We start from the raw sequence: 25,052 nt of genomic DNA on the forward strand, positions 1-25,052 counted from the left end.
TCCCTCCAATCTTTCTAATCAGTATAATCTGTATCTTCTTTTTTATATTGAGATTTTTTTGCTTTTTTATCTTTTCTCTTTCTATCTAACTTTTGAATTATTCCAGGTACAAGATCTACAAGTTTATCCATATTACCTTTATTTTTTATTGGAATCATCTGTATTAGATCTCCTCTTAATACCAAAACTGCATCAGGGGTTATCTTTGCACCAGCTCCAAGACCTGCACCTTGGCCTGATTTCTTGCCTCCATCTCCTCCATCTCCAACTCCTGTGCCACATCCAAAAGTAACTGTTATAAATGGTATAATTGTTGTATCATCTATTTTTATTGGCTCACCTACAACAGTTTTGGTCTTAAAAAAGTTCTCTAATCTTGAAAAAAGTTCCTCAGAATTTTCTTTGATATTCATAAAATACCTCCTTGTATTGATTTAACTTTCATCTTTTTCTTTATAAGCGCAAAGTACATTTCTAAAGCTGTTTTTAGTAGAAACCCCGGTATTATTTTACCATAAATTTCTAATCTAATATATAACTCACTGCTAAGGAAATCTGGTTTTAATGACACCTCTGCTCTTTTTAAAAAAGGCAACACAGTATATATAATTCCTGTAATCATTCCTGTATAGGAAGGATCCAAAAATCCATACTCTCCTTCTATTTTAAGTTGTCTTGGAGTAAGTTTGTCTACTAATTTCTTTATAACAAACACCAGATCTGAAACACTGGACTTTTTAGATAAGTTGTCTTCTAAGTTTTCAATTGAATTTTCAAATTTGTTAAAATCAATATTTAAAGCAGAGGATTTTGTAAATTGAAAACTAAAAGTAAAAAGTGAAATTTTAATATTGTACTTTATCTCTCCTTCTTTTAAAAAAGAAGATATATTGTACTTCACAGGTATAAACAGTAGTGCAAAAATTAAAAATATAAGGACAAATAATGTCCAAATCAATATATGTAAAACTTCCATAGTTATCCTCCTATACTAACTAAATTATATCCTTATACATTACTTACGCCAATATATTTGTGTAAATTTTATAATTCATATTCATTTTAATTGATTTTTTGGTAAAATTTAGGTAATATATACATAATAGTGGAGGAGATATTTATGGTTTTTTTCTTATACATATCTGGAATTACATCGGCTTTACTTGGAATAAGATTATTTCACATACAGAGCAAAAAAGTAAAGCGTAAAAATCTAAATGAAATAGATAGTGCAAAATACTATTTAACAGCTATGTTTGTAAATTTATTTGTTATGTGTACAAGCATTATTTTAATACTTTTTATAGTTCCACTTCTAATATGGGAAATAGGACCAAAGGAAAATGGAATAGTTGACAGAGTAGTTGAATCAAAGCCTATATCTTATTTATCTTCAAATGTAAAAGATAAATACATTAATAAGATTCCCTCAAAAGACAGTAATGTATTTGTAATAAACACTGGAACTGCAAAGGACCCCATTTTTCAAAGTATTTCAGCTAACTCAGTACAGATATCAAAATCCAATATAGAAAGTCCAAAGTATCAAAAGATATATGAATACAAAATGAAAAAGTTAAAAGGTAACAACTTAATTATAAATGCAGTAAACGACATCTATGCTAATGGATATATACAATACGACCAGGGAAATTTTGTTGGAACTAGAATAAAATTAATTATTCCGTCAAGTACTTCCATAAAATGATATAATACTATATATAAATAACAAACATAAATAACAAGGAGAAGGTATATTCATGATAAATTATTATGGAATTATAATGGGTATAACAACCTTGGTACTTACAGGCCTTGGTCATATTGTTGTAATAAAAGGAGAGTATCATTTTGGCGTAAAAATATGGATTGTCTTTTTAATCATAGGCATTATATCAATAGCTCTATCCTTTTATGTAAAAAGTAAACTTCTATCTGGATGTCTTGGAATACTTTCCTTTACATTTTTATGGGGAATACTTGAGGTGTTTAAACAAAGAGAGAGAGTTGAAAAAGGTTGGTTCCCTAAAAAAAATTGAAAGACAAAAATGCGTAATTCTATCTTATATATACAGGATAGAATTACGCATTTTTAAGTTAAATTCGATTCAGGTAAATTACTCTACATTTATTTACTGTACATTATACATTCCCTTACTATTCATATACTTAAATATTGCCTCTCCATGTTTTTGCTCTTCTTTTTGTATGTGATTTAAAACATCTCTTGCACCTGTATCTGTAAATTCAAATATACTAGTATCATATGCTCCAGATACATACTTTTCAGTCATTAACATATCTGTACAAAGTTCCTTATCACATCCCTTATTTAGTCCAGTCTGCTGAGAGGCTTGAGATGAAATTGCATTGTTTACAGTTTGAGATGCCTGAACAGCTTCTGCAGACTGTTGACTCTTATTGTTAAGATCAGGAACTTCACCATTTAAAAGTGAATTTATACTGTTTAAATGTTCAACTTCCTCAATTGCATTTTGCTGAAATATTTGTCTAAGTTGACTGTCCTGTGCTTGATTTGCATAATTTGTGTACTTTTCTATACACACTTGTTCATGATTTTTTTGATCCTCTAACAAAGTTCTTTCTTTATTACTAAGAGTAATTGACATAAAAACACCTCCGAAATTATTATTTACGGAAGCTAATTTATTTATTCAAATTAAGAATGCTTCAAACAAAATATTTGAAGCATCTTAATTCATTTCAATCATAATCTCAATCATATATAAGAAAGATTTATGTAAACTCCCTGAAATATAATTTAAAGTATATAATTGGAGGGTACACAAATTATATAAAATTCATATGGGAGTTTACATAAATTTAACCGCAAAATCATTAAATTCATTAATTGTAACTTTAATATGATTATACCATTAAATTCTTATATATTAAACCCTTTTTACACTATTGCAAATTGCTAATTTCAAATTTATATTAACACTTTTATATACTATGAATATATTATCATTGTAAACAAATATTAGAGGTGAAAACATTGTATCCAAAATTTATTCCTTATATGGGTGCCGGCATGAGAGGTCATAATCCAAATATGATGCCTAATATGATGCCGAACATGATGCCTTCTCCAAACATGTTTCCCAAATTACAGCTTGCAAGAGCTTATATAGTACCTCAACCTTACGTTGGACTTCTTCCTTTAGATGAAGCCTTAAGGGAAGGAAGTATATTTCCAAATCTTGTTATGCCGTATAAACGTAAAAAAAGATAATTAGGAGGGAAAACATGAAGGATATGAAAAACAATAAAAACAACAGTGACATGAAATGTAAAAAAGATGGCAAAAAAGAGAGCCAGAAAACCTTACTTCAAAATATAAGGCAACTTGAATTTGCATCACTTGACTTAAATCTTTATCTAGACAATTTTCCAGATAATAAGGAGGCGCTTACTGCATTTAACAATTGCTATAAAGAGCTAAATTCTTCAATAAAGAAATATGAAAAGTACTATGGCCCACTTTTAAACTTTGGTTTCAGTCAGGGAAATTATCCCTGGAACTGGATTAATAGTCCATGGCCTTGGGAATCTCAGAAATAGGAGGATAAGTTATGTGGATATATGAAAAAAAATTACAGTATCCAGTGAATATTAAAAAGACTGATATTAAATTTGCAAAGTGCATGATAGCTCAATTCGGTGGGCCTGATGGAGAATTAAGTGCTTCCATGAGATATTTGAGTCAACGTTATACCATGCCTACTGGTAAAACAAAAGCCTTACTTACAGATATAGGCACTGAAGAGCTGGCACATGTGGAAATAATAGGAGCAATATTTTATCAACTTATACAAAATGCATCTCCAAAAGAGCTTGAAGATGCCGGTATGGGTGGACACTATACTCAACACGATCACTCACCATTTCTAGTAGATGCAAATGGAGTCCCATGGTCATCTGCTTATATTCAATCTATAGGAGATCCTATAACTGATCTCCATGATGATCTTGCAGCAGAACAAAAGGCAAGAACAACTTATGAACATCTAATGAATCTTACAGATGATCAGGATGTATTAGATGTACTCAGATTTTTAAGACAGAGAGAAGTAACTCATTTTCAGCGTTTTGGGGAAGCCCTTGACAATATACATGACGGAGTTGGAATGAGCAAAGATTTCTATATGTCATGTCCAAAATACATGGATTGTGATGACGATGATGATGACTGGGATTGCTAAATTTACACGAAAAGATGTTCCTTAAAAAAGGAACATCTTTTTATTTAAATATCTTTTCTACTTCATCTAATATTTTGTAGTTTGTAAGATCATAGTGAAGAGGTGTAAGTGTTGCATATCCCCTCTTTACATAGTATAAATCTGTACCTTCAACATCATATCCAGTAGGTTTTGCTTCCTGGTAAAATCCAATATTATTATTTTCATCACTTTTTTCAACATAAAAACCATGATACATTTTAAATCCCGTTTTGCATACTTTTATACCTTTTAATTCTTCACTTTTTACATCAGGCACATTTAAGTTTAGCACAACATCATCTTTCATATATTTGCTCTTTGCAGTTTCAAACACCTTTTTTGCACATTCTACAGCCACATTGAAGTCAAATCCTTTGTTTTCAGCTTGCATAGATACTGCAATAGATGGAACTTTACATATAGCCGCCTCAATTGCTGCAGAAACAGTTCCAGAATATACAACATCAATTCCAACATTATAACCTCTATTTACACCTGATATTACCATATCTACTTTATCAACTAACTTATCTAGTGCAATTCTCACACAATCTGCTGGTGTCCCATTTATACTATATGCTTTAGACTTTATTCCTTCAATTTTTCTCTCTTTAACATCAATTACCTTAGACATAGTTATGGAATGGCTACTTGCACTTCTCTGTTCCATTGGTGCTGCAATTATAACTTCATTATCTATTTCAAAATGTCTTGCAAGGGCATGAAGTCCTTCTGAATCTATTCCATCATCATTTGTTAAAAGTAATCTCATATATAAATCACACTCCAATACTATAAATTAAAAATCTAAAAGACTACTTTATATCAACATTTTTCACATATTCAACTTTTAAAAGATCCATCATTATTCTGTTTATGTCATTTTGATTTTTGCTGTAAAGTCTAAATGTAAGTCTTACTTCCATGTCCTTGTTAGTTTTGTTGTGATGCCTGTTTATCTGGATCTTTGATATTTTCAGTCTTGAATTTTTAAGTACATCAAGTGCTGGGTTAACTCCCTCTGATGACATATCTGCCTTTCCAATTGAATACAGTGTATTTAACTGGAGTTTGTTAAATATTTCAAGTCCTATAAGTATCAAAACTGTAGCACTTATACCAGGTATATACATTCCAGCTCCAATTGCTATACCTATTCCTGCTGTAGCCCATAATCCAGCTGCTGTAGTAAGTCCTTTTACAGACTGATGTTCCACAATTATAGTTCCTGCTCCAAGAAATCCAATTCCACTTACAACCTGTGCAGCTACCCTGCTTGGATCAAGTGAAATAGACGATATTCCCTGAAGGTCAAAAAATCCATATTTAGATACAAGCATTATAAGTGCACTTCCAAGTGAAACTACAAAATGTGTCCTCATTCCGGCTTCTTTAAAGTGGCTTCTTCTTTCAAAACCAATTGTAGCTCCAAGTATTCCTGCAAGGAAGAGCCTAAACATCATCTCCCATTGATTCATAATATCTCCTCCCATCTCATATCTTTATTCTATTCATCAGATACTGTACTTTCTATATCCCGCCAAACTTCCTCTATATTTTTCTTTTTAAATATATTATAACTATTTCCCTTAATAAGTGTATCAAACTGACATATAGGGGAGTATATACAAAAGTCACATCCACTCCTTGACTTATACATATATGGAGAAATTTCTATATCTCCCTCCAGTATTCTCTCGCAAAGTCTTTCCATTGTAACTCTTACATACTTCCTAAGCATTTGGAACTGTTCTTCTTTAGCAACAGAGGATCTAGAGTAGGAAACTTCGCCATTTTTTTTCACAGATACAGGAATTATTTCAGAAGATCCGCTAATTGAAGAATCCATATCTTTTATTACATCAATGTCATCCAATATAAGTCCATTCATTTTAAGACTTTTCTTTATCCTTGTTTCTATTTCTTCATAACTCATGTCCTCTGTTCCCATTACTATAGGATCATCTAGTTTAAAATAAAGTATTCCTGCTGGCAAAGCATCACCATCAAATTTTTCTTCAAGCTCTGAAAGTATTACATCTAAATAAACAAGAAGCTGTATTTGAAGTCCATAGTAAACATCTGAAATATCAAACTCCTTACTTCCGGATTTATAATCTATAACTCTAATATATTCTTTCCCATCTTTTTCCATTATATCTATTCTGTCCACTCTTCCAGAAAGATTTACCTCTTCTCCAGAATGAAGTTCTACAGATATAGGCGGATAGTAGCCGTCTTTTCCAAAGGACACCTCATAACCTTTAGGCGTAAACTTTCCCTTTTTAATATGCTCACTTATAAGATATGATGCCCTAGTTAAAACCCTCTCAATTCTTGATGTAATATGTTTATACCTCTTTGAGCTATTTAATATTGAATTAGGTCTTTCAGATAGTATTTCTCTTACTATTTCCTCTGTATTTTCTTTACACCACTTTTTATCCACGTCACTCCATGTAAGATTTTGCTCTTTTAACTTTACAGAAAAATTCTGAAGTATATTGTGCATAAAGCTTCCAATGTCTGGAGGAGTCAAATTGTATATCTTTCTCTCCTTTGCCTTTAAGCCATATTGAACAAAATATGCAAAAGGACATTGGGCAAATTTCTCAAGCCTTGAAACACTGACATTTAAGTGCTTTCCATAGAGTTTTCTAACTTTTTTTGTATCTGCAATTTCCATTTCGTTTGTATAGTAAGCTCCTTGAAGAACCTTTTCCAATTTACTATTCCATTTTTTATCTTTGCAATACCAACTATAAACATCTATCCATAAAGGATCTATATTGTTTTTTGCAGAATTAACTGTTATATTTTCTATTAACTTATTAAATGTAGAACTTGGCACACTTACTAAGTCAATTTCATTACTTGATTGTTTTGAAACAACATCACTTTCCTCTTCAATTTTTAAAAATAGCTTTTTCAGCCTTGATACTATAATTGAAGGACGCATTGTTTTTCCGCTATCATCTCCCATTGGGTAGCTTATTCTTAAATACCTATCTGCAAGTGTAAGAGCTTTATAAATTATAAATTGTTCTTCAAATGCCCTATATCTGCTGCTACTTCTCAATTCAATTCCTCTATTTAAAAGTTCCTCCCTATCACCATCTGTAAATATTCCATCTGAAGTTATAGATGGTGGAAATACTCCATCACTTGCACCTACAATGTAAAGTGCCTTTATATCATGGCTTCTTATTCTTAAAATATCTCCTACAAGCACCTGGTCAAGAGATGGTGGTATAACCCCTATTTTGTATTGCTTAAATCCTGAAACTAATACTTTACCAAAGGTATCTATGCTAAATACATCATCACCTATAGTGTCTACCACCTGGTCCATGGTATCTACTACTATATTCCATATTTGGTTGTATTCATTTGCCTTATCAAGTCTTGACTCTTCCCTAAAATTTCTTATAATTTCCTCTACTTTTTCCGGTATATTTATATCACACAAAAAATTATATAATCCTTCGCACTTTTCCCTTCCGCTTTTTCTTCCTTTAATTGATGATGCAAGCTTAATCAAAGGAGTACGAACTCTATCTCTTATAGTATTTATCCTATCTAAAAGTTGATTTTTTATATCTTCATAAGCCTTATCTTCCATGGCACTATAACTTGTGTTAAATTCCCACTTGTCTTCCATAAGCCACTTGTTTCCCTTTATTCCGTTTTCCAAAACATAATTTTCAAGCACATCTATATCTTCATTTTCAATATCTAAAAGTCCAGTTTTAAGATACCTAAATACAGACTCATAGGACCAATTTTTAGATATTATTTCCACAGCAGAAATTATCAAAACTATTATTGGATTGTCATCAATATCTCTCTTTTTATCAATAAAACAAGGTATATTATATTCATTAAAAACTGCTTTTATTATACTTTGATATCCATCTAAATCTCCAGTTACAACTGCAATATCTTTAAATCTAAATCCTTTATCTCTACATATTCTTACTATATCACTTGCTACATTTTCAATCTCACTGTATTTGTTTAGTGCCTTAAATAACTTTATATTTTGAGGCTTATAATTATATTGACTATATGGATAAGAAAAAAGATTATGTTCCATATGCTGAAGTTCACTTCTCCCTTTGAACTTGCGACATGGATTAGAGTTTAACACAACTGGTTTTTCATAGGATATATTGTTATTTTTAGCTATTTCAAGAAGCTTTTGTTCTGTAACTTTAATTGGAAAAAACAGATCTGTACTTTCTGTTTTTATTTTATCACCTACAAAATCCATACAAAGGGTAAAATTAACTTTTTTTGCTCTTTTCATTATCTTCTCTAAAATTTTGTATTCTTGAGGAGTAAAGGAGGAAAATTCATCAACCCAAACTTCTGCACCATCAAATATAGAGGACTTTTCTAAGTTGTTAATTAGTATAGTCAGTTCATCTTCATCATCTATATAGTTCTTACTTAGCCTATTTTGAAATTCTGAAAATATGAGCATAATGTCTTCTAATTTGCTTTTAAAAGTTGGATTTTCTATTCTATCAATACTTTCCTTTAGGTCTTCTTCTTTTATATTAAATTTTTTCAGCTCTTTTATGGTACTTCCCATATTTGAAACAAAGCCCTGTTTTGACCATCCCTTTTTAAATACTTTTAATTTTTCCCTATTCTCTGAAATTATCTTGTATAGGAGTATATTTTTACCAGAGTCATTTATATGTTTTCTAACTCCTCCTCCAACTTCATTTAACACAGCATTTGCCAACCTTTTAAAACTAAACACCTTGCATTTTAAAAGACCATGGTGTCCAATACTTTCTATCATATTTTTTTCCGTTTGAAATGAAAACTGCTCTGGAACTATGAGTATATTGGAATTTAAATTTCCCTTTTCAATTTTCCTCTTTATGCTGTTTAAGCAGTAATAGCTTTTTCCGCTTCCAGATCTACCATATATAAATTTTATGCTCAAAGAATATTCCTCCTAATTTAAAACTTTATAAACATCAATAGACTAAGAAATATATATGTATATTATATTAAATAAAGCCTTGCATATTTGCAAGGCCTATTCACTATATTTTAAAATTTTACCAGATTTTGAGGTTTTCCATCCATCCATTTTATTATATTTTCAAAAGTTATATGTGCTCTTCTCACCATTGCTTCTTTTGTAGCAAAGCCTATGTGAGGTGTAAGTACAGTGTTTGGTGCATGTAAAAGAGAATATGAAGATTGAAGAGGTGGTTCACTGTCAAATACATCTATTCCTGCTCCTGCAATTTTACCAGATTCAAGTGCCTTTGCTAAAGCATCATTGTCTACAATAGGACCCCTTGCTGCATTTACAAGTATAGCTGTATCTTTCATAAGTGCAATCTTTTCAGCACTTATAAGTCCTTTCGTATTTTCATTTTGTGGAAGATGAATTGATACAACATCACTTTCTGAAAGTAGCTTATCCAAAGTTACATATTTTACGCCTATTTTTTTCAATTCCTCTTTTTCACTTCTATTATATGCAATTACTTTACAACCGAAAGCTGTTGCTAACTTGCAAACTGCAGATCCTATATTTCCTGTTCCTACAACTCCGAAAGTTTTTCCACTTAAATCTCTTTGACTGTATCCTTCTTTTGTCTTTCCATCTCTTGTACACTTATCAAGTGGAACTATATTTCTAAGAAGAGATAGTACAAGTCCAATTGAAAGTTCAGCAACAGAATCTGTACTATATCCAGCAGCATTTGATACAACAACATCTTTTCTACATGATTTTAAGTCAACATGGTCAACTCCAGTAAATGCTATAGATATCATTTTAAGTTTTTCTGCAGCCTTTATGACCTCTCCTTTAAGTGGCATATTTGCAAGGACAATTACATCAGAATCTTTTACCCTATCTTTAAGTACAGCTGGATCTGAAACTTTTTTATTGTAAATTACAAGTTCATGCCCCTTATCTGTAATTGGCCTTGCAATGTTTCTAAGTTCCTCCTCAGAAAGTCCAAGAGGTTCAATAACAGAAATTTTCATAAATACATCCCTCCACATGAAATATCTAAATTTATTACTTCAAAATATTATAACTATCACTTGTAATAGGTCTAAACTCATACCCATCTTGTTTTAAAATATTAATTATAGTAGGGAGTGCCTCTGCTGTTGTTTCCTTAGTTGCTGCATCATGCATAAGCACAACAATTTTCTTCTGTCCTAAAAATGTTTGCTTAAATCTACTTATAAGCCTGTCTGCTGAGGAATGAGAAACTTCAGCATCACCATTTAATACATTCCAATCTATATAATGATATCCTGCATTTTCAGCTGCTCTTTGATAGGCTGTCCTTCCAAAAGAGCCTCCTGGAAATCTTATAAGTGTCTTGTCATGATGGTCTATTACTGAATCTATAACTTTCTCATTTCTATGAAGGTCATTTAAAAAATTATCTATATTAGAATACAAATAGTTATAATCATGGGTATATGTGTGATTTCCAATGGTATGTCCATCTTTTTCTTCCCTTTTTAACAGATCAGGGTTTGCCTTTACGCTACTTCCTATTACAAAAAAAGTTGCTTTAATATTATTTTCCTTTAATATGTCAAGTATCTTTGGTGTAACATTTCGGCTTGGACCATCATCAAAAGTCAAATAGGCAACTTTTGCATCTTCTGGCAAGGGTTCTTCACTTTCATTTTGCTGTGACTTGTCCTCTTTTTCCTCATTTGTTTTCTTATCCTGTGCAGTTTTATCTGAATTTGTACTATCATCTGCACTATCTTTACTGACAACAGAAGCATTAGTTGACGCTATCTTCTTTTGCTGAATTTTGCTACTCTGCTCTGCAATCTTAAACCCTGCCATAGATGATAGAAAAAATGAGATAATTACAAGTAACAAAAAACTTATCCTTTTAATTACCCTATTTCTTTTATTTCTTTTTCTTTTTACCATATTTAAGTCTGATCCTCCTGTATTATGTACAATTACTATCTTACAATCAGTTTATCACAATAAAATCCATTAATTTGTACAAATTTACAACAAAAGGTTACAAAATAGTTACAGTAGGATCAATCCAAAGATGTCATAAATGTAAGATTTAACCTATTTTTTGTATTGAAGTGCGTCCTTGCCTTCATCTCCTGTACTTATGCGTATTACATTTTCCACATCATATACGAATATCTTTCCATCTCCCATTTCTCCTGTATGAAGAACTTTTTTTGCAGTTTCAACTACAGTTTCTACAGGTATTTCACAAACTACAACTTCTACTTTTATCTTTGGAAGCAAATTAATGTCCATAGTAACTCCACGATAGTATTCCTTATGACCCTTTTGCATTCCGCATCCAAGAACATTTGTAACTGTCATTCCGGATATTCCAATATCTCCTAAAGCATTTTTTAGTTCCTCAAATTTACCTTGGGAAGTTATAATATCTATCTTAGTAAGTTTATTAGCCATATTTTCCTCCTTTTAATACATATCCCTATTTAAAATACCTCCAACAATATAATTTTATGCTATTTTATTTAAAATAGTCAATTATTTTACATCAAAATTTTAACTATTTAATCCACCATATGCTTCTTCACCATGTTCTGTAACATCAAGTCCTGTTTCTTCAGATCTTATATTTACTCTTATTTCAGTTACGGATTTAATTACTTTTACTATTATAAATGTAACTACAACAGAATAAATTATAGTGGCTAAAATAGCTATAAGTTGAATTAAAACCAATTTGGGATTTCCATGTATTAATCCATTTGCTCCACCAGAATTTACAGCTTTCCATGCAAATATTCCTGTTGCAATTCCGCCCCAAATTCCGCCTACTCCGTGACATCCAAAAGCATCAAGAGCATCATCATATCCAAATTTTATCTTTGCAAATGTAACCATTGTATAGCATATAACTCCGCCTATAAGTCCAATGAAAATAGAGGCAAGAGGGGTTACAAATCCACAACCTGGTGTTATTGATACAAGTCCTGCAACTATACCACTTGCAACTCCAAGAGAAGTTACTTTTTTTCTAAAGAAAAGCTCGCAAGCGCTCCAACTTATAGCAGAAGCTGCTGCAGCTATATTTGTAGTTATAAAAGCATTTACAGCAACTCCATCTACTGAAAGGGCACTTCCTGCATTAAAACCGTACCAACCAAACCAAAGTATTGCAGCTCCAAGACATGTCATAGGGAGATTGTTAGGTTTCCCTATATTTTTTCTCTTTCCAAGCATAATTGCAAGTACAAGTGCCGATACTCCTGAACTTATATGAACTACATCGCCACCTGCAAAATCAAGTGCTCCAAGATTTTTAAGCCATCCACCTGCTCCCCATACCCAATGAGCAATAGGATCGTAGACAAATGTTGTCCATAATAATAGAAAAGCTACCCAAGGTAAAAATTTCATTCTCTCTGCAATAGATCCTGATATAAGTGCAGGGGTTATTATTGCAAACATCATCTGAAAAGCCATAAATACCTGTTGTGGTATTGTTGTTGAGTAATCTGGATTTACACTAAATCCAACACCCTTAAGTCCTGCAAAATTAAAACTTCCTATGAATCCACCAATATCTTTTCCAAAACTCAATGTATATCCTATAAGTATCCATTGAATAGAAACTATAGCTAGTGCTGAATAACTGTGAAGGGTACTGTTTAAACTATTTTTTCCCCTAACCATTCCTGAATAAAAAAGTGCTAGACCCGGGGTCATTATCATTACTAGTATAGTACACATAATTACAAATGTAGTATCTACTCCACTTATTCCCATTGTAAAAAATCCTCCTTAAAATTATTATAATAACTCCATTGATAAATTAATAATGATTTTTTAAAGTTTGAAACATTTTCATCTTTAAAAAATTCATTTATATAATACTAATTTTCAGCATAATTATCAATAGTAATGCAATAAAATTATCAATTTATTATCGAAATATGTTTAAATAAGTACTTTTATTTAATTTTCTGAATTTTATTCTAGATTATATGACTAAAATAAAATATACTGGTATAAAATCATTAATTTATACCAGTATACTATAATACTTTTATATTATTTAGCCTTATTTTTAAATAATTTTCCCCAACTATCTATGTAATTTCCTGTAGCCCATTGCGCCATTACTGCTTTTTCACCTTGTTTTATGGAAAATTTTCGCTGCAAACTTCCTATACCCCTGCTATTTAAGCTGTATATCATAAGTTCTTTATCTGTAAGAACGACTATAAAATCCCTATTAGGTGATGTATATGCATCTACAGCATCTGGAATAGCTTTTTTAATTACATCAAAAGATGGGTACAAATCATCATAAGAAGTTAGTATCTTATTTTGAGCAGGATAGCTTATATCAAAATCTCCAGATGCAATTCTCCCTCTAAGTATCCACCTTCCACTTCTTCTAGTTATTGCCCAATTAGTACTTAAATTTTTTAAACTGCTATCTTTTTCTCTTTTATTTATCTTACTTAAGTAATTATTTGCACTTGAATTCAATATATTTGATGCATCATGAATAAATATCCTTGAAAATTCAACATTCTTACCATTTAACTTATCAAGTGGAAGAACGCTAAAATAAGATCCTTTTGGCTTTTGGTTATCAAGGGATATAAATTCTGTACCAACAAATAGTATCTGAGTATATGTGTCTTTTACATCTCTGATTACAGGTGCATAATTTTGCAGATTAGATTTATTTATCATAATAGGGGAATCCCAGATTATATCCCTTTCCCCACTTTCCTCATACTTTTTAATTACTCCCACTTCCCAAAATCCACTTTTCCTTGGCACAATTAAATTATTTCTCTCAAGAATTGGCTGGGACTTTCCATAATAAGAACTTATCCACAAAGTTCTATAACTATATCCTCCATTATACTCGTCCTTAGTTTTAAGTCCAAGTAGTAGTCCTGATTTTGATGTAATATCTACCTGACTCTTTGGCAGTAGAATTCTAGAATGTTTTTTATCTATGTTGTTTAATACTATTTCATTAGATGTCTTTCCATATTTTACATAGAAAAGAAGCAATCCATCATTGTATTTCATCAATAAATTATCATTTATCTGAATAAAATCGTCAAAAAAATTATTATTAGAAGATACTGTAATTACCTTTACCTGTTTTTCTTTTATACCTATATTTTCAGGCTTAATTTTTAGAGTGCTTTCAAAGTAACTTTCACTGTCTACAACTTTTACTTTAAATGTAGGCTTATTGCAAATAGATCCATTTACTTTTACTAAATCTCCATCAAATATTGCCTTTTTATTTATCATTTTTTTCGCTTCTGAAGTTGATATACTTGATTTACCTATAAAGACATATCTATTTGCAACCCATGTACCTTTAACAGGAAGATTTATAGTCTTTCTAAGACTTATGTGTGGATTGATTGTAGAATTTATATTTCTATATACCACAGCTATAAGTATTACTACAAGTACTACTACTAAAATATTTATCTTTTTCAACAAAACCACCTTTTCCTAATAGTCAAATAGTATCAATCATTACTTATGGGTATAGAAACTAGAACTTCTGTACCTTCTCCATACTTGCTTTTTATATTTAACTTACCACCATGGAGATTTGCTATTTCTTTACATATTGAAAGTCCTATTCCATTACTTGATTTATCACTTTTACCTTTAAAAAATTTTTCTGTAACTCTTGGAAGTTCAGACTCAGGTATACCAATACCATTATCTTTAACTATAAGTATAAGATTATTTCCTACAGCTTTTGCTGTAAGTTCTACCGTATCGCCCTCTTCAGTAAACTTAAAAGAATTATCAAGTAAATTAGTCAAAAGTTGCTTTATTCTGTTTTCATCTAAAAGCATAAGTGGTATATTATCATCTACATTTACATTGAATTTTAACTTTTGACGTGCAGCACGGAGTGACATTTGCTTCTTCATATAGTGAATTGTATTTTTAATATCTACATAATCTCTCTTTAAAGTAATTTTACCAGATATGAATTTAGAAAAGTCTAAAAGTTCTTCTACCATAGATGTTAGCCTATCACTTTCCTTTTCTATTATATCAAGACCATCCATTATATCTTTTTTATCTTCAAGATCACCTGTCCTCATAGTTGAAGCCCATCCTTTTATAGAAGTTAGAGGAGTTCTCAGTTCATGGGATATTGATGCAACAAACTCGTTTTTAAGTTGATCATTTTTTAATATTTCATCAGCCATAAAGTTAAGTGTATCTTGAAGTTCTCCTATCTCATCATTTCTTTTCTTTCTTATCCTCTCCTTAAACCTTCCTCTTGCCATTTTTCTTGCCATATCTGTAACTTCATTTAATGGTTTTATTATTGTATTTGACATAGATACACTTATAAGTCCAGCTATTAATATTACAATAAATCCTATAAATATAAGCATAATTGCTATTTTCCCTATTACATAATCCACATGTGAAAGGGAAGTTACAAATCTTAAAACTCCCTCTATTTTTCCTTTTGATTTAAGAGGACTTGATATACAAAGAAGCTTTTCATTTGTATTTTTGTCAACATATATATATGATCCTATATCTCCTTTAAGTGCCTGCTCTATATCCTCTCCTTCAATTTTTCCCGGAATATAATTTCCTATAGAATCCATAAGCATATATCCAGATGTATCTATTACTTGCACTTCTGCCGATGTATTTTTCCAGAATATATCTGCATTGTCCCTTATATTCTTCTCAAGAGTTGAGGAAGATAGGTAGCTGTTGTAAAAATCTACAGAAACCTTAATTTGATTTGTAACAACGTTTTCCATATTTTTGTAATAATATCTTTTTATTGATAGTATTAAAAATGTTTCTAATACAAATACAGTTGTAATAATTATAATTAGATAACTGCTTATCATTCTACACTTTATTCCACTTGTCATTTTAATCTTCTCTCCATCTATAACCTACACCCCAAACAGTTTGAATAACTTTTGGTTTTGAGGAATCTTTCTCTATTTTCTCCCTAAGTCTTCTTATGTTTACATCTACAATTTTAGTATCCCCAACATAATCATAACCCCATACAAGGTTTAAAAGTTCATTTCGACTGAGAGCCTTTCCCTTATTGTTCATAAAAATCTTCATTAGCATGTATTCCTTTGGAGTAAGGTCTAGCTCTTCATCTCCTCTGTACACCTTCATAGCAATAGTATCTATTTTATACTGTCCTGAAACAATTATCTCACCTTTTTTATTATTTTCATCTGTTCCAATTCTTCTAAGAAGAGAATTCACTCTTGCAATGAGTTCAAGTGGATTAAATGGCTTTATCATATAGTCATCTGCTCCAAACTCAAGCCCCATTATCTTGTCCATATCTTGACTCCTTGCAGTAAGCATTATTATCCCCATTTGTGGAAATTCTTTTCTAAGAATTTCACAGGTTTTAAATCCATCAATACCTGGAAGCATTATATCCAAAATTGTAACTATAGGATTTTCTATTCTAGCTTTTTTTATAGCTATTTCACCAGTTTCAGCTTCAATTACTGTAAAATTATTTCTCTTGAAATTTATTTTAAGAAAACCCCTAATGGAGCTTTCATCTTCAACTATAAGAACTTTTTTCATATAAAATACCTCCCTATAGACAGTCCTTTTGTAATTATAACACAGCCTAAATAATATTAAAATTAAGGATCAAAACCAGAATTAAACTGTATTTTGATCCCTTTTTAAATCTATTAAATTTTTTTATGCAACTTCAAATTGGCTGTTATATAAGTTTGCATAGCTTCCACCTTTTTCTATAAGTTCTTCGTGAGTTCCCTGTTCAACTATATCTCCATTTTCCATAACTAGTATTAAATCCGCATCACGAATTGTGGACAGTCTATGTGCAATTATAAAACTTGTTCTATTTTTCATAAGATTATCCATTGCCTTTTGAATTTGAACTTCTGTACGGGTGTCTACAGAACTTGTAGCCTCGTCAAATATAAGTATTTTAGGATCTGCAAGTATTGCTCTTGCAATAGTTATAAGCTGTTTCTGTCCTTGTGATACATTTGATGACTCTTCGTTTAAAATCATATTGTATCCATCTGGAAGAGTGTGAACAAAACTGTCAACATGAGCAGCTTTTGCAGCCTTAATTACATCCTCATCTGATGCGTCAAGCTTTCCATATCTTATGTTCTCCATTATACTTCCATTGTAAAGCCATGTGTCTTGAAGCACCATTCCAAACATAGATCTTAAATCATTTCTTGTAAAGTCCCTTATATCATGACCATCTATAGAAATCTTACCGCTATTTATATCATAAAATCTCATTAGAAGCTTTATCATAGTTGTCTTTCCTGCACCAGTTGGACCTACAATTGCAACTCTTTGGCCAGGTTTTATATTAGCTGAAAAGTCATTTATTACTATTTTTTCAGGATCATAGCCAAAATGTACATTTTTAAATTCAACGCTTCCTTTTATATTGTCAGGTCTTACAGGATTAACAGCTTCTTTAGATTCCTCTTCTTCTTCAAGAAATTCAAATATACGTTCTGCAGAAGCTGCAGTTTGCTGAAGTATATTTGAAATATTAGCTATCTGGGAAATTGGCTGAGTAAATGAGTTCACATATTGGATAAAAGCCTGAATATCTCCTACTTCTATAGCCTTTTTTGCTGCAAGCCATCCACCAAGAATACATATTCCAACATAGCCAAGATTTCCTACAAATTTCATCATTGGCATCATTATTCCTGATAAAAACTGTGATTTCCATGCAGATGAAAATAATCTTTCATTTAACTTGTTAAATGTATTAACACTTCTCTCTTCACCATTGAAAGCCTTCATCACAACGTGTCCACCATACATTTCCTCTACATGTCCATTCAAATTTCCAAGATAGTCCTGTTGCTGTTTAAAATATTTTTGAGAATACTTTACAATTGTTGATATGAGCAGTGCTGATATTGGAATTATACAAAGTGCCACAAGAGTCATTTTCCAGCTTATAGTAAACATCATTATAAGTACACCAATTACAGTTGTTACAGATGTAATAATCTGACCAAGACTCTGATTAAGTGTCTGACTCAATGTATCTACATCATTTGTAACACGAGACAATACTTCTCCATGATTTGTCTTGTCAAAGTATCCTAAAGGCATACGGTTTATCTTTTCAGAAATATCACGTCTAAAATTGTAACTTACTTTCATAGATACTCCAGACATAATCCATCCCTGTAAGTATGAAAATATTGAACTTATTACATACAAAACTGCAAGTGTAACAATTATTTTTCCTATATAGTCAAAATCTATACTGCCGGTTCCTGCAATTTTTTCCATAACTCCTTCAAATAACTTAGTAGTTGCCTTTCCAAGGATTTTTGGACCTACTATTGAAAATATAGTGCTTACTATAGCAAATACAAATACAACTAACATAGATAGTTTATAATCCCTTAGAGAATGAATAAGCTTTTTCATAGTACCTTTAAAGTTATTTGCCTTTTCTGTGCTCTGTGCCATGCCACCCATATGTGGTCCTCTGCTTCTACCTTTTCTCTGCTCCCTCATGCTAATTCCTCCTTAGACAACTGTGATAGTGCAATTTCCCTATAAGCTTGGCAGTTTTTCATAAGTTCATAATGAGTACCTTTTCCAGCTATTCTTCCTTGATCTAAGACTATTATCTGCTCTGCATTTTTAATTGTTGAAACTCTTTGAGCAACTATAAGTACAGTACTTTCTTTTGTTTCTGGTTTAAGTGCATTTCTAAGTGCCGAGTCAGTTTTAAAGTCAAGAGCTGAAAAACTATCATCAAACACATATATCTTAGGCTTTTTCACAAGTGCCCTTGCAATAGACAACCTCTGTTTTTGTCCTCCTGATACATTTGACCCATCTTGGGAAATTTCCATTTGAAATTTTTCTGGTTTTGCATCTATAAATTCCTTAGCTTGTGCAATGCGGACTGCCTTTTCCATATCCTCATTTGAAATATTTTCATTTGCATATTTAAGATTGTATTCAATGCTTCCTTTAAAAAGCAGTCCCTTTTGAGGTACATAACCTATTAAATTTCTAAGTTCATGCTGAGTTACATCTCTTATATCTATTCCGTCAATTGTTATTTTTCCCTCTGTAACGTCATAAAAACGTGGCAGAAGATTTATAAGGGTTGACTTTCCTGAACCTGTAGAACCAATAAATGCTGTTGTCTGTCCTGGTAGAGCTTGAAAATTTATATCTTTAAGCGCATACTCTTCTGCACCTTCATATTTAAATGAAACATTTTCAAACTTAACTATCCCTTTTATTTCTTCTTCAAAATGTTTAGGACTATCTGAGTCCACAATTGCTGGTTCTATTTTTAAAACTTCATTTATTCTATTTGCTGAAACAGATGCTCTTGGTATCATAATAAACATAAAGGACATCATTAGAAAAGCAAATATAATCTGCATAGCATATTGCATAAATGCCATCATATCTCCAACTTGCATACTTGAAGTGGCAATTTGGTGTGCTCCTACCCAAACTACAAGTATTGTAATTCCATTCATTACAAGCATCATTACTGGAAACATTGCAGACATTACACGATTTACAAATAAGTTTGTCTTTGTTAAATTTTTATTTTCTCTGTCAAATCTTTTTTCTTCAAATTTTTCAGTGTTAAATGCCCTTATTACCATCATTCCAGATAAATTTTCTCTAGTTATAAGGTTCAATTTATCAACAAGTTTTTGTATAATTTTAAACTTTGGAAATGCGACTAAAAATATTCCTCCAATTAATCCTATTAACACCACAACTGCCAGCACAATTATCCATGACATAGATACGCTCTTGTTTACAGCTCTTATAATTCCTCCTATTCCAAGTATAGGCGCATATATTACCATTCTTATGGCAAGAAAGACAACTAGCTGTATTTGTGTTATGTCATTTGTTGTTCTAGTTATTAAAGATGCAGTAGAAAATTTGTCAAATTCATTTCTTGAGAAATTTTCCACATGGGTAAACAAATCTCTTCTCAAATTCTTGGAAAGTCCTGCAGCAATCCTTGCAGCTAAAAGTCCAACTGAAATAGTAGCTGCTGCACCTATAAGTGAAATTAAAAGCATAATTATACCTGTATGAATAATATAATCTCTTTGAATTTTAACTGTATCCATTCCAAGAGCTTCATATTCTTCCTTTACAGATGAGGCTGCAGCTTGTGTTACCATGTCCTTTCCAAGTGAAGTGAATTTCTTATTTATTTCACTGCTTATTTTAGGAAGCTGGGAGTTTGGAATTTCTAATTTCATCTTTTCAATACTAGACACTGCGAGAAATGCCTTTCCCATAGGAGTGTTCATGCTATCTATTTCATCTTGATCAATATCTTTTAGAACATACACAGATGTATTTTCTAAAGCTGGATATTTTTCTAGATATTCATCATAGTCCTTGCTTGATTTATCTACTAATTCATAATTTTCTAAAATATTTTCCCTATCACCTTCATCCATAAATACAGTAAGTTTATCCATTTTACTTTTTCTTACTGCTTCTGGAACACTGCTTTCAATACCATCTTGCTGTATTCCTATATTTACTATGTTAGACATATAATCTGGAAGTGCAAGATCAGACATTGCCTGCACAAAAAGCAACACTACAGCCGTTATTAATAAAACAGTAAATGGCTTAAGATATTTCATTAATTTCACCACTACACATTCACTCCCCACTTAATTTTTTTCTATCCATAATTTTCTCTAAAGTATCCAATCCTTTAGTAACTGTGTCCAATTCCTCTGGAGTTGCACTATCAACTATAGATTTAACAATTGTATCAACTTGTTCATGTTTTTCTTTAATAATTTTTCTAAATTCCGGAGTAACATTTACATAAACCACTCTTCTATCCTTTTTTCCTCTTATTCTTTCTACTGTATTTTGCTTTTCAAGTCTATCTACAATTCCGGATACTGTACTATTTGACAAACTTATTTTCTTACTTAAATCACTGATTTTCATCTTTCCATGACTTATAAGTGTCATAACTACCATCATCTGTGGAACAGTTAAATTCAGATCTTTAAAACTTTTTTCCATATTTTTATGGATACCATTCATGAATCTCTTAAGTATCTTTATAAGCCTTATTCCCTCTTTTACATCATCCATATTTCCTCTCTCTTTTCTTAAGATATTTTCCCATTAAATACAAATTTAAAATATTTCGTATACATACATTTTGTATACATATATTTTGTATGAGAAATATATTGTAAATCTTTATAGAAAAATAGTCAAATTTATTTTTCCCATTTAAACGAGTACATACAAAAATAAATAAAAAAAATAAGCCAACTATACAAGTTGACTTATCTATAAAAATATTTCTATTTTTTAATAACTGTTTCTTGAGGATTCCCTTTAAGCATATCTGCAATAGCTGCCATATTTCCAAGGGAAGATATTGCTTCATTTGGGAGTATGAGTTTGTTTGCAGGATTATTTGCCATTTCCTTAAGTGCATCTATCTGTTTCATTGCTATTACTCTTTCATCTGTACCGGATTCTATTATAGCTTTATTTATAAGTTCAATAGCTTTTCCCTGTGCTTTAGCTACTTCTTCTATGGCATGCGCCTTACCTTCTGCCTCTAAAAGCTGTGACTCTCTCAATCCTTCAGCTCTTCTTATATTGGCTTCCTTTTCAGCTTCTGCTTGAAGTATTTTTGCCTGTTTTTCACCTTCTGCCCTTGCTATTTCACTTTGCTTTTGACCTTCTGCCTGAAGTATTACTGCTCTTTTATCTCTTTCAGCTCTCATTTGTTTTTCCATTGCCTGTTGTATTTCAGCTGGTGGAATTATATTTTTTATTTCAACAGAAAGTATTTTTATACCATAGGCATCAGTTATATCATCTACAACTTTTAAAAGCTCGCCGTTTATCTTATCTCTTCCTGACAATACCTCATCAAGTGTCATATCTCCTACTATGTTTCTCATATTCGTTATTGTTGAAAAAACTATACCTGCTTTATAATCCTCTATATTATATACTGCATCTTTAGGATTCAATATCTTGTAAAATATAACATTATCTATTGATATCTTTACATTGTCCTTTGTTATAACTGCCTGTGGCTCAATATCCAAAATTTGCTGTTTAGTAGATACCTTTCTTCTTACAAAATCAACAAATGGAATTATAAAGTGCCACCCTGGTTGAAGTATTTTCTGATACTGTCCAAACCTTTCAACTATACTTACATATCCAGTATTTACTATCTTTATAGAGGAAGCAATTGCTACAAGTATAAGCACAAGAATTACAAGCAAAATAATACCTTTTATCACTTAACATCATCTCCCTTTTTTATTAATACCTTCGTTCCCTTCATTCCAACTATTTTTATTATGTCACCTTTTTTAAGTATTATGTCATTATTTTCAATATTCCACAGTACTCCGTCTAACTTTACCGCATTATTTTTTTCCATTTCTTCATCTACAATTAATTTTTTACCTATATAAGTTTTTTCTCTAAGTGCTGTAGGATGAACACCTTTTTTCATATTCTTCCTTATAATAGGATAACAAATAGCTATAAGTAGTATACTTACAACTAAAAATACTGTAAATTGAACTATTTGTGAATATCCAAGTGAATTTGCAATAATTGCACAAATAGCTCCTATAGTAAACCATACAAACAAAAAAGCACTTGTAAGTATATCCACAACCAATGCTGCAACTCCAATTAAAATCCAAAAAATGAAACTAAACATAATACTCACTTCCTTTACTCCAAATCTTGAAGCCATAATTTCAAATTGGCATCCGATGGCATTCTCCAATCTCCACGGGGAGATAGACTTACTGTTCCCACTTTTGGTCCATCTGGAATAGCTGATCTTTTAAACTGCTGAGTAAAAAATCTTCTTATAAATATCTTAAGCCATTTTTTTATAGTATCTTTGTCATAAGAATCAGAAAAGGCGATATTTGCTAAAAATAATATTTTTTTAGGTTCAAAATTATTTCTTATAAAATAGTAGAGAAAAAAGTCATGGAGCTCATAAGGACCTACTATATCCTCTGTCTTTTGTGATATTTTTCCGCTACTGTCTTTTGGAAGGAGTTCAGGACTTACAGGAGTTTCAAGTATATCTATTAAAATATGTGATATCTCCTCTGATACCTCATTTTGCGCTACATATCCTACAAGATACCTTACAAGTGTTTTTGGTACTGAGCAATTTACACCATACATTGACATGTGATCTCCATTATATGTTGCCCATCCAAGAGCAAGCTCCGAGAGATCTCCAGTACCAACTACAAGTCCACCCTCTTTGTTTGCAATATCCATCAATATCTGTGTTCTTTCTCTTGCCTGAACATTTTCATAGGTTACATCGTGAATAGCTCTGTCATGTCCTATGTCTTTAAAATGTTGAAGACAGGCATCAACTATATTTATTTCCCTAAACTCAGTGTTCAAATTTTTGCACAAGTTAACTGCATTATTGTAAGTTCTATCTGTTGTTCCAAATCCAGGGAGAGTTATAGTTATAATATTTTTTCGTGGTATATTTAGCATATCAAAAGTCTTTACTGCAACTAAAAGTGCAAGTGTAGAATCAAGTCCTCCAGAAATTCCTATAACCGCTTTGTTAAGTCCTGTATGTTTTACTCTTTTTCCAAAAGCAGAAGACTGTATATTAAATATTTCTCTGCATCTTTCTTCCATTTGGCTTTTATCAGATGGCACAAATGGATATTTTAAAACTTCTCTATCGTAATCTCCAAAGTTCATGTCTTTAAATTGGAACTCAACATTTAACCCTTTCCATGGAACAATACTTCCAGCATCTCTGAAACTTATATTTTTTAATCTTTGGGTATTTAACTTTTCAACGTCTACAATAGATGTTATAACTTCATTTTCTCTCTGAAATCTATTGTTATTTTTAAGTATATTTCCATTTTCAGATATAATGAGATCTCCACCAAACACTATATCTGTAGAAGATTCAAAGACACCAGAGGAGGAATACACATAAGAGCAAATGCTCCTTGCACTTTGGGAATTTACAAGTCCTTTTCTATAGTTTGATTTACTTACAATGTCATTTGAAGCAGACAAATTTCCTATGATATTTGCACCTTTTAAAGCAAGGTAACTACTTGGAGGAACTACATTCCAAAGATCTTCGCAAATTTCAAATCCAAATTTAAACTCTTCACAGGAAAAAATAATATTTACTCCAAATGGTATATTCTTTTGAAAATACAGATCAACACTTTCATCAATTAAATTAAATCCTGGAGTAAACCATCTTTTCTCATAGAATTCTTCATAATTTGGTATGTAGCTCTTTGGAACTATTCCAAGAACATTTCCTTCGAATATTATATAGGCACAATTATACATACAATTATTATATTGTAGAGGTGCACCTAGTGCAATAAGTATATCTTTTTTCATAGAATACTTACATATTTCCTCTACTGCCATAGTTGATTTTTCAATAAGTATTCTTTGAAGAAAAAGATCTCCACAAGTGTATGAAGTTACACAAAGTTCTGGAAAAACCACAAGCTTTGCATGTTTAGATACTGCCTCATCTATACACTTTTTTATATTTTCTAAATTAAAATTTATATTTCCAACATCAGTTACTGGGCATGCAGCTGCTACCCTAATAAACCCCATTGAGCGCATAAAATTCCTCCTAAGTATTCCTTTTATTTAATTTATACATAATTATATAAAATTATTATAATAGTATATTA

Annotated in this window: 24 protein-coding genes; 5 read left to right on the forward strand and 19 right to left on the reverse strand. The window is 31.2% G+C overall.

Features of this window, described 5'->3' with window-relative positions:
- Positions 1 to 14: 14 nt before the first annotated feature.
- Together H2684_RS01790 and H2684_RS01795 are read right to left on the reverse strand one after the other, a co-directional pair.
- Positions 15 to 413, reverse strand: coding sequence for a spore germination protein GerW family protein (locus H2684_RS01790; RefSeq protein ID WP_182087634.1), 399 nt, complete (start codon positions 411 to 413; stop codon positions 15 to 17).
- Positions 410 to 976: a DUF2953 domain-containing protein gene (locus tag H2684_RS01795; protein WP_182087635.1), complete on the reverse strand. Its 567-nt coding sequence runs from the start codon at positions 974 to 976 to the stop codon at positions 410 to 412. The genes H2684_RS01790 and H2684_RS01795 overlap by 4 nt, the downstream gene beginning before the upstream one ends.
- A 144-nt stretch (positions 977 to 1,120) precedes the next feature.
- Between H2684_RS01795 and H2684_RS01800 the strand changes: the two genes are divergently transcribed.
- Both H2684_RS01800 and H2684_RS01805 read left to right on the forward strand, forming a co-directional pair.
- Entirely contained in the window at positions 1,121 to 1,708 is a 588-nt protein-coding gene (locus H2684_RS01800; RefSeq protein ID WP_182087636.1) for a hypothetical protein, read from the forward strand.
- Positions 1,709 to 1,763: 55 nt separating this feature from the next.
- A complete protein-coding gene (locus tag H2684_RS01805; protein ID WP_182087725.1) occupies positions 1,764 to 2,039 on the forward strand; it encodes a DUF4491 family protein in 276 nt (91 codons plus the stop codon).
- A 93-nt stretch (positions 2,040 to 2,132) separates the two neighbouring features.
- Here the strand turns inward: H2684_RS01805 and H2684_RS01810 are convergent, their stop codons facing one another.
- Entirely contained in the window at positions 2,133 to 2,630 is a 498-nt protein-coding gene (locus tag H2684_RS01810; RefSeq protein WP_182087637.1) for a spore coat protein, read from the reverse strand.
- Positions 2,631 to 3,019: 389 nt separating this feature from the next.
- Here H2684_RS01810 and H2684_RS01815 point away from each other — a divergent pair, with 389 nt between their 5' ends.
- From H2684_RS01815 to H2684_RS01825, 3 genes are read left to right on the forward strand one after another with little or no spacing between them, the layout of a single operon-like run.
- Entirely contained in the window at positions 3,020 to 3,256 is a 237-nt protein-coding gene (locus tag H2684_RS01815) for a spore coat associated protein CotJA (RefSeq protein WP_243159250.1), read from the forward strand.
- A gap of 14 nt (positions 3,257 to 3,270) precedes the next feature.
- Positions 3,271 to 3,585, forward strand: coding sequence for a spore coat protein CotJB (locus tag H2684_RS01820; protein WP_347707497.1), 315 nt, complete (start codon positions 3,271 to 3,273; stop codon positions 3,583 to 3,585).
- Positions 3,586 to 3,596: 11 nt separating this feature from the next.
- Positions 3,597 to 4,226, forward strand: coding sequence for a manganese catalase family protein (locus H2684_RS01825; RefSeq protein ID WP_182087638.1), 630 nt, complete (start codon positions 3,597 to 3,599; stop codon positions 4,224 to 4,226).
- Between the two features lie 40 nt (positions 4,227 to 4,266).
- Here the strand turns inward: H2684_RS01825 and surE are convergent, their stop codons facing one another.
- From surE to H2684_RS01905, 16 genes are all read right to left on the reverse strand, one after another.
- Positions 4,267 to 5,019 (reverse strand): 5'/3'-nucleotidase SurE, encoded by a 753-nt coding sequence (gene surE / locus H2684_RS01830; protein WP_182087639.1) that lies wholly within the window; start codon positions 5,017 to 5,019, stop codon positions 4,267 to 4,269.
- A gap of 43 nt (positions 5,020 to 5,062) precedes the next feature.
- Positions 5,063 to 5,725: an MgtC/SapB family protein gene (locus H2684_RS01835; protein WP_207719350.1), complete on the reverse strand. Its 663-nt coding sequence runs from the start codon at positions 5,723 to 5,725 to the stop codon at positions 5,063 to 5,065.
- Positions 5,726 to 5,754: 29 nt separating this feature from the next.
- Positions 5,755 to 9,207, reverse strand: a complete 3,453-nt coding sequence (addB, locus tag H2684_RS01840; RefSeq protein ID WP_182087640.1) for a helicase-exonuclease AddAB subunit AddB — start codon at positions 9,205 to 9,207, stop codon at positions 5,755 to 5,757.
- Positions 9,208 to 9,317: 110 nt separating this feature from the next.
- Positions 9,318 to 10,271 (reverse strand): 2-hydroxyacid dehydrogenase, encoded by a 954-nt coding sequence (locus H2684_RS01845; RefSeq protein ID WP_182087641.1) that lies wholly within the window; start codon positions 10,269 to 10,271, stop codon positions 9,318 to 9,320.
- 34 nt (positions 10,272 to 10,305) lie between these two features.
- On the reverse strand, positions 10,306 to 11,193 hold the full coding sequence (locus H2684_RS01850) for a polysaccharide deacetylase family protein (protein WP_182087642.1): 888 nt from the start codon (positions 11,191 to 11,193) through the stop codon (positions 10,306 to 10,308).
- Positions 11,194 to 11,346: 153 nt separating this feature from the next.
- On the reverse strand, positions 11,347 to 11,709 hold the full coding sequence (locus H2684_RS01855; protein WP_182087643.1) for a P-II family nitrogen regulator: 363 nt from the start codon (positions 11,707 to 11,709) through the stop codon (positions 11,347 to 11,349).
- Between the two features lie 99 nt (positions 11,710 to 11,808).
- Entirely contained in the window at positions 11,809 to 13,035 is a 1,227-nt protein-coding gene (locus H2684_RS01860; protein ID WP_182087644.1) for an ammonium transporter, read from the reverse strand.
- 285 nt (positions 13,036 to 13,320) lie between these two features.
- On the reverse strand, positions 13,321 to 14,748 hold the full coding sequence (locus H2684_RS01865) for a hypothetical protein (protein ID WP_182087645.1): 1,428 nt from the start codon (positions 14,746 to 14,748) through the stop codon (positions 13,321 to 13,323).
- A 32-nt stretch (positions 14,749 to 14,780) separates the two neighbouring features.
- Positions 14,781 to 16,175, reverse strand: coding sequence for a HAMP domain-containing sensor histidine kinase (locus tag H2684_RS01870; RefSeq protein ID WP_243159251.1), 1,395 nt, complete (start codon positions 16,173 to 16,175; stop codon positions 14,781 to 14,783).
- Position 16,176: 1 nt separating this feature from the next.
- Entirely contained in the window at positions 16,177 to 16,866 is a 690-nt protein-coding gene (locus H2684_RS01875; RefSeq protein ID WP_182087646.1) for a response regulator transcription factor, read from the reverse strand.
- 123 nt (positions 16,867 to 16,989) lie between these two features.
- A complete protein-coding gene (locus H2684_RS01880) occupies positions 16,990 to 18,786 on the reverse strand; it encodes an ABC transporter ATP-binding protein (protein WP_243159260.1) in 1,797 nt (598 codons plus the stop codon).
- Positions 18,787 to 18,821: 35 nt separating this feature from the next.
- Complete coding sequence (locus H2684_RS01885) at positions 18,822 to 20,972, reverse strand: ABC transporter ATP-binding protein (RefSeq protein WP_182087648.1); 2,151 nt, start codon at positions 20,970 to 20,972, stop codon at positions 18,822 to 18,824.
- 7 nt (positions 20,973 to 20,979) lie between these two features.
- Entirely contained in the window at positions 20,980 to 21,429 is a 450-nt protein-coding gene (locus tag H2684_RS01890) for a MarR family transcriptional regulator (RefSeq protein WP_182087649.1), read from the reverse strand.
- Positions 21,430 to 21,647: 218 nt separating this feature from the next.
- A complete protein-coding gene (locus H2684_RS01895) occupies positions 21,648 to 22,610 on the reverse strand; it encodes an SPFH domain-containing protein (protein WP_182087650.1) in 963 nt (320 codons plus the stop codon).
- Positions 22,607 to 23,077, reverse strand: coding sequence for an NfeD family protein (locus H2684_RS01900; RefSeq protein ID WP_243159252.1), 471 nt, complete (start codon positions 23,075 to 23,077; stop codon positions 22,607 to 22,609). Before H2684_RS01900 ends, H2684_RS01895 begins: the two co-directional genes overlap by 4 nt.
- A complete protein-coding gene (locus H2684_RS01905) occupies positions 23,056 to 24,981 on the reverse strand; it encodes an NAD(+) synthase (RefSeq protein WP_182087651.1) in 1,926 nt (641 codons plus the stop codon). Before H2684_RS01905 ends, H2684_RS01900 begins: the two co-directional genes overlap by 22 nt.
- Positions 24,982 to 25,052: the final 71 nt, after the last annotated feature.

The organism is Clostridium sp. cel8, assembly GCF_014050525.1.
Lineage (GTDB): Bacteria > Bacillota > Clostridia > Clostridiales > Clostridiaceae > Clostridium_B.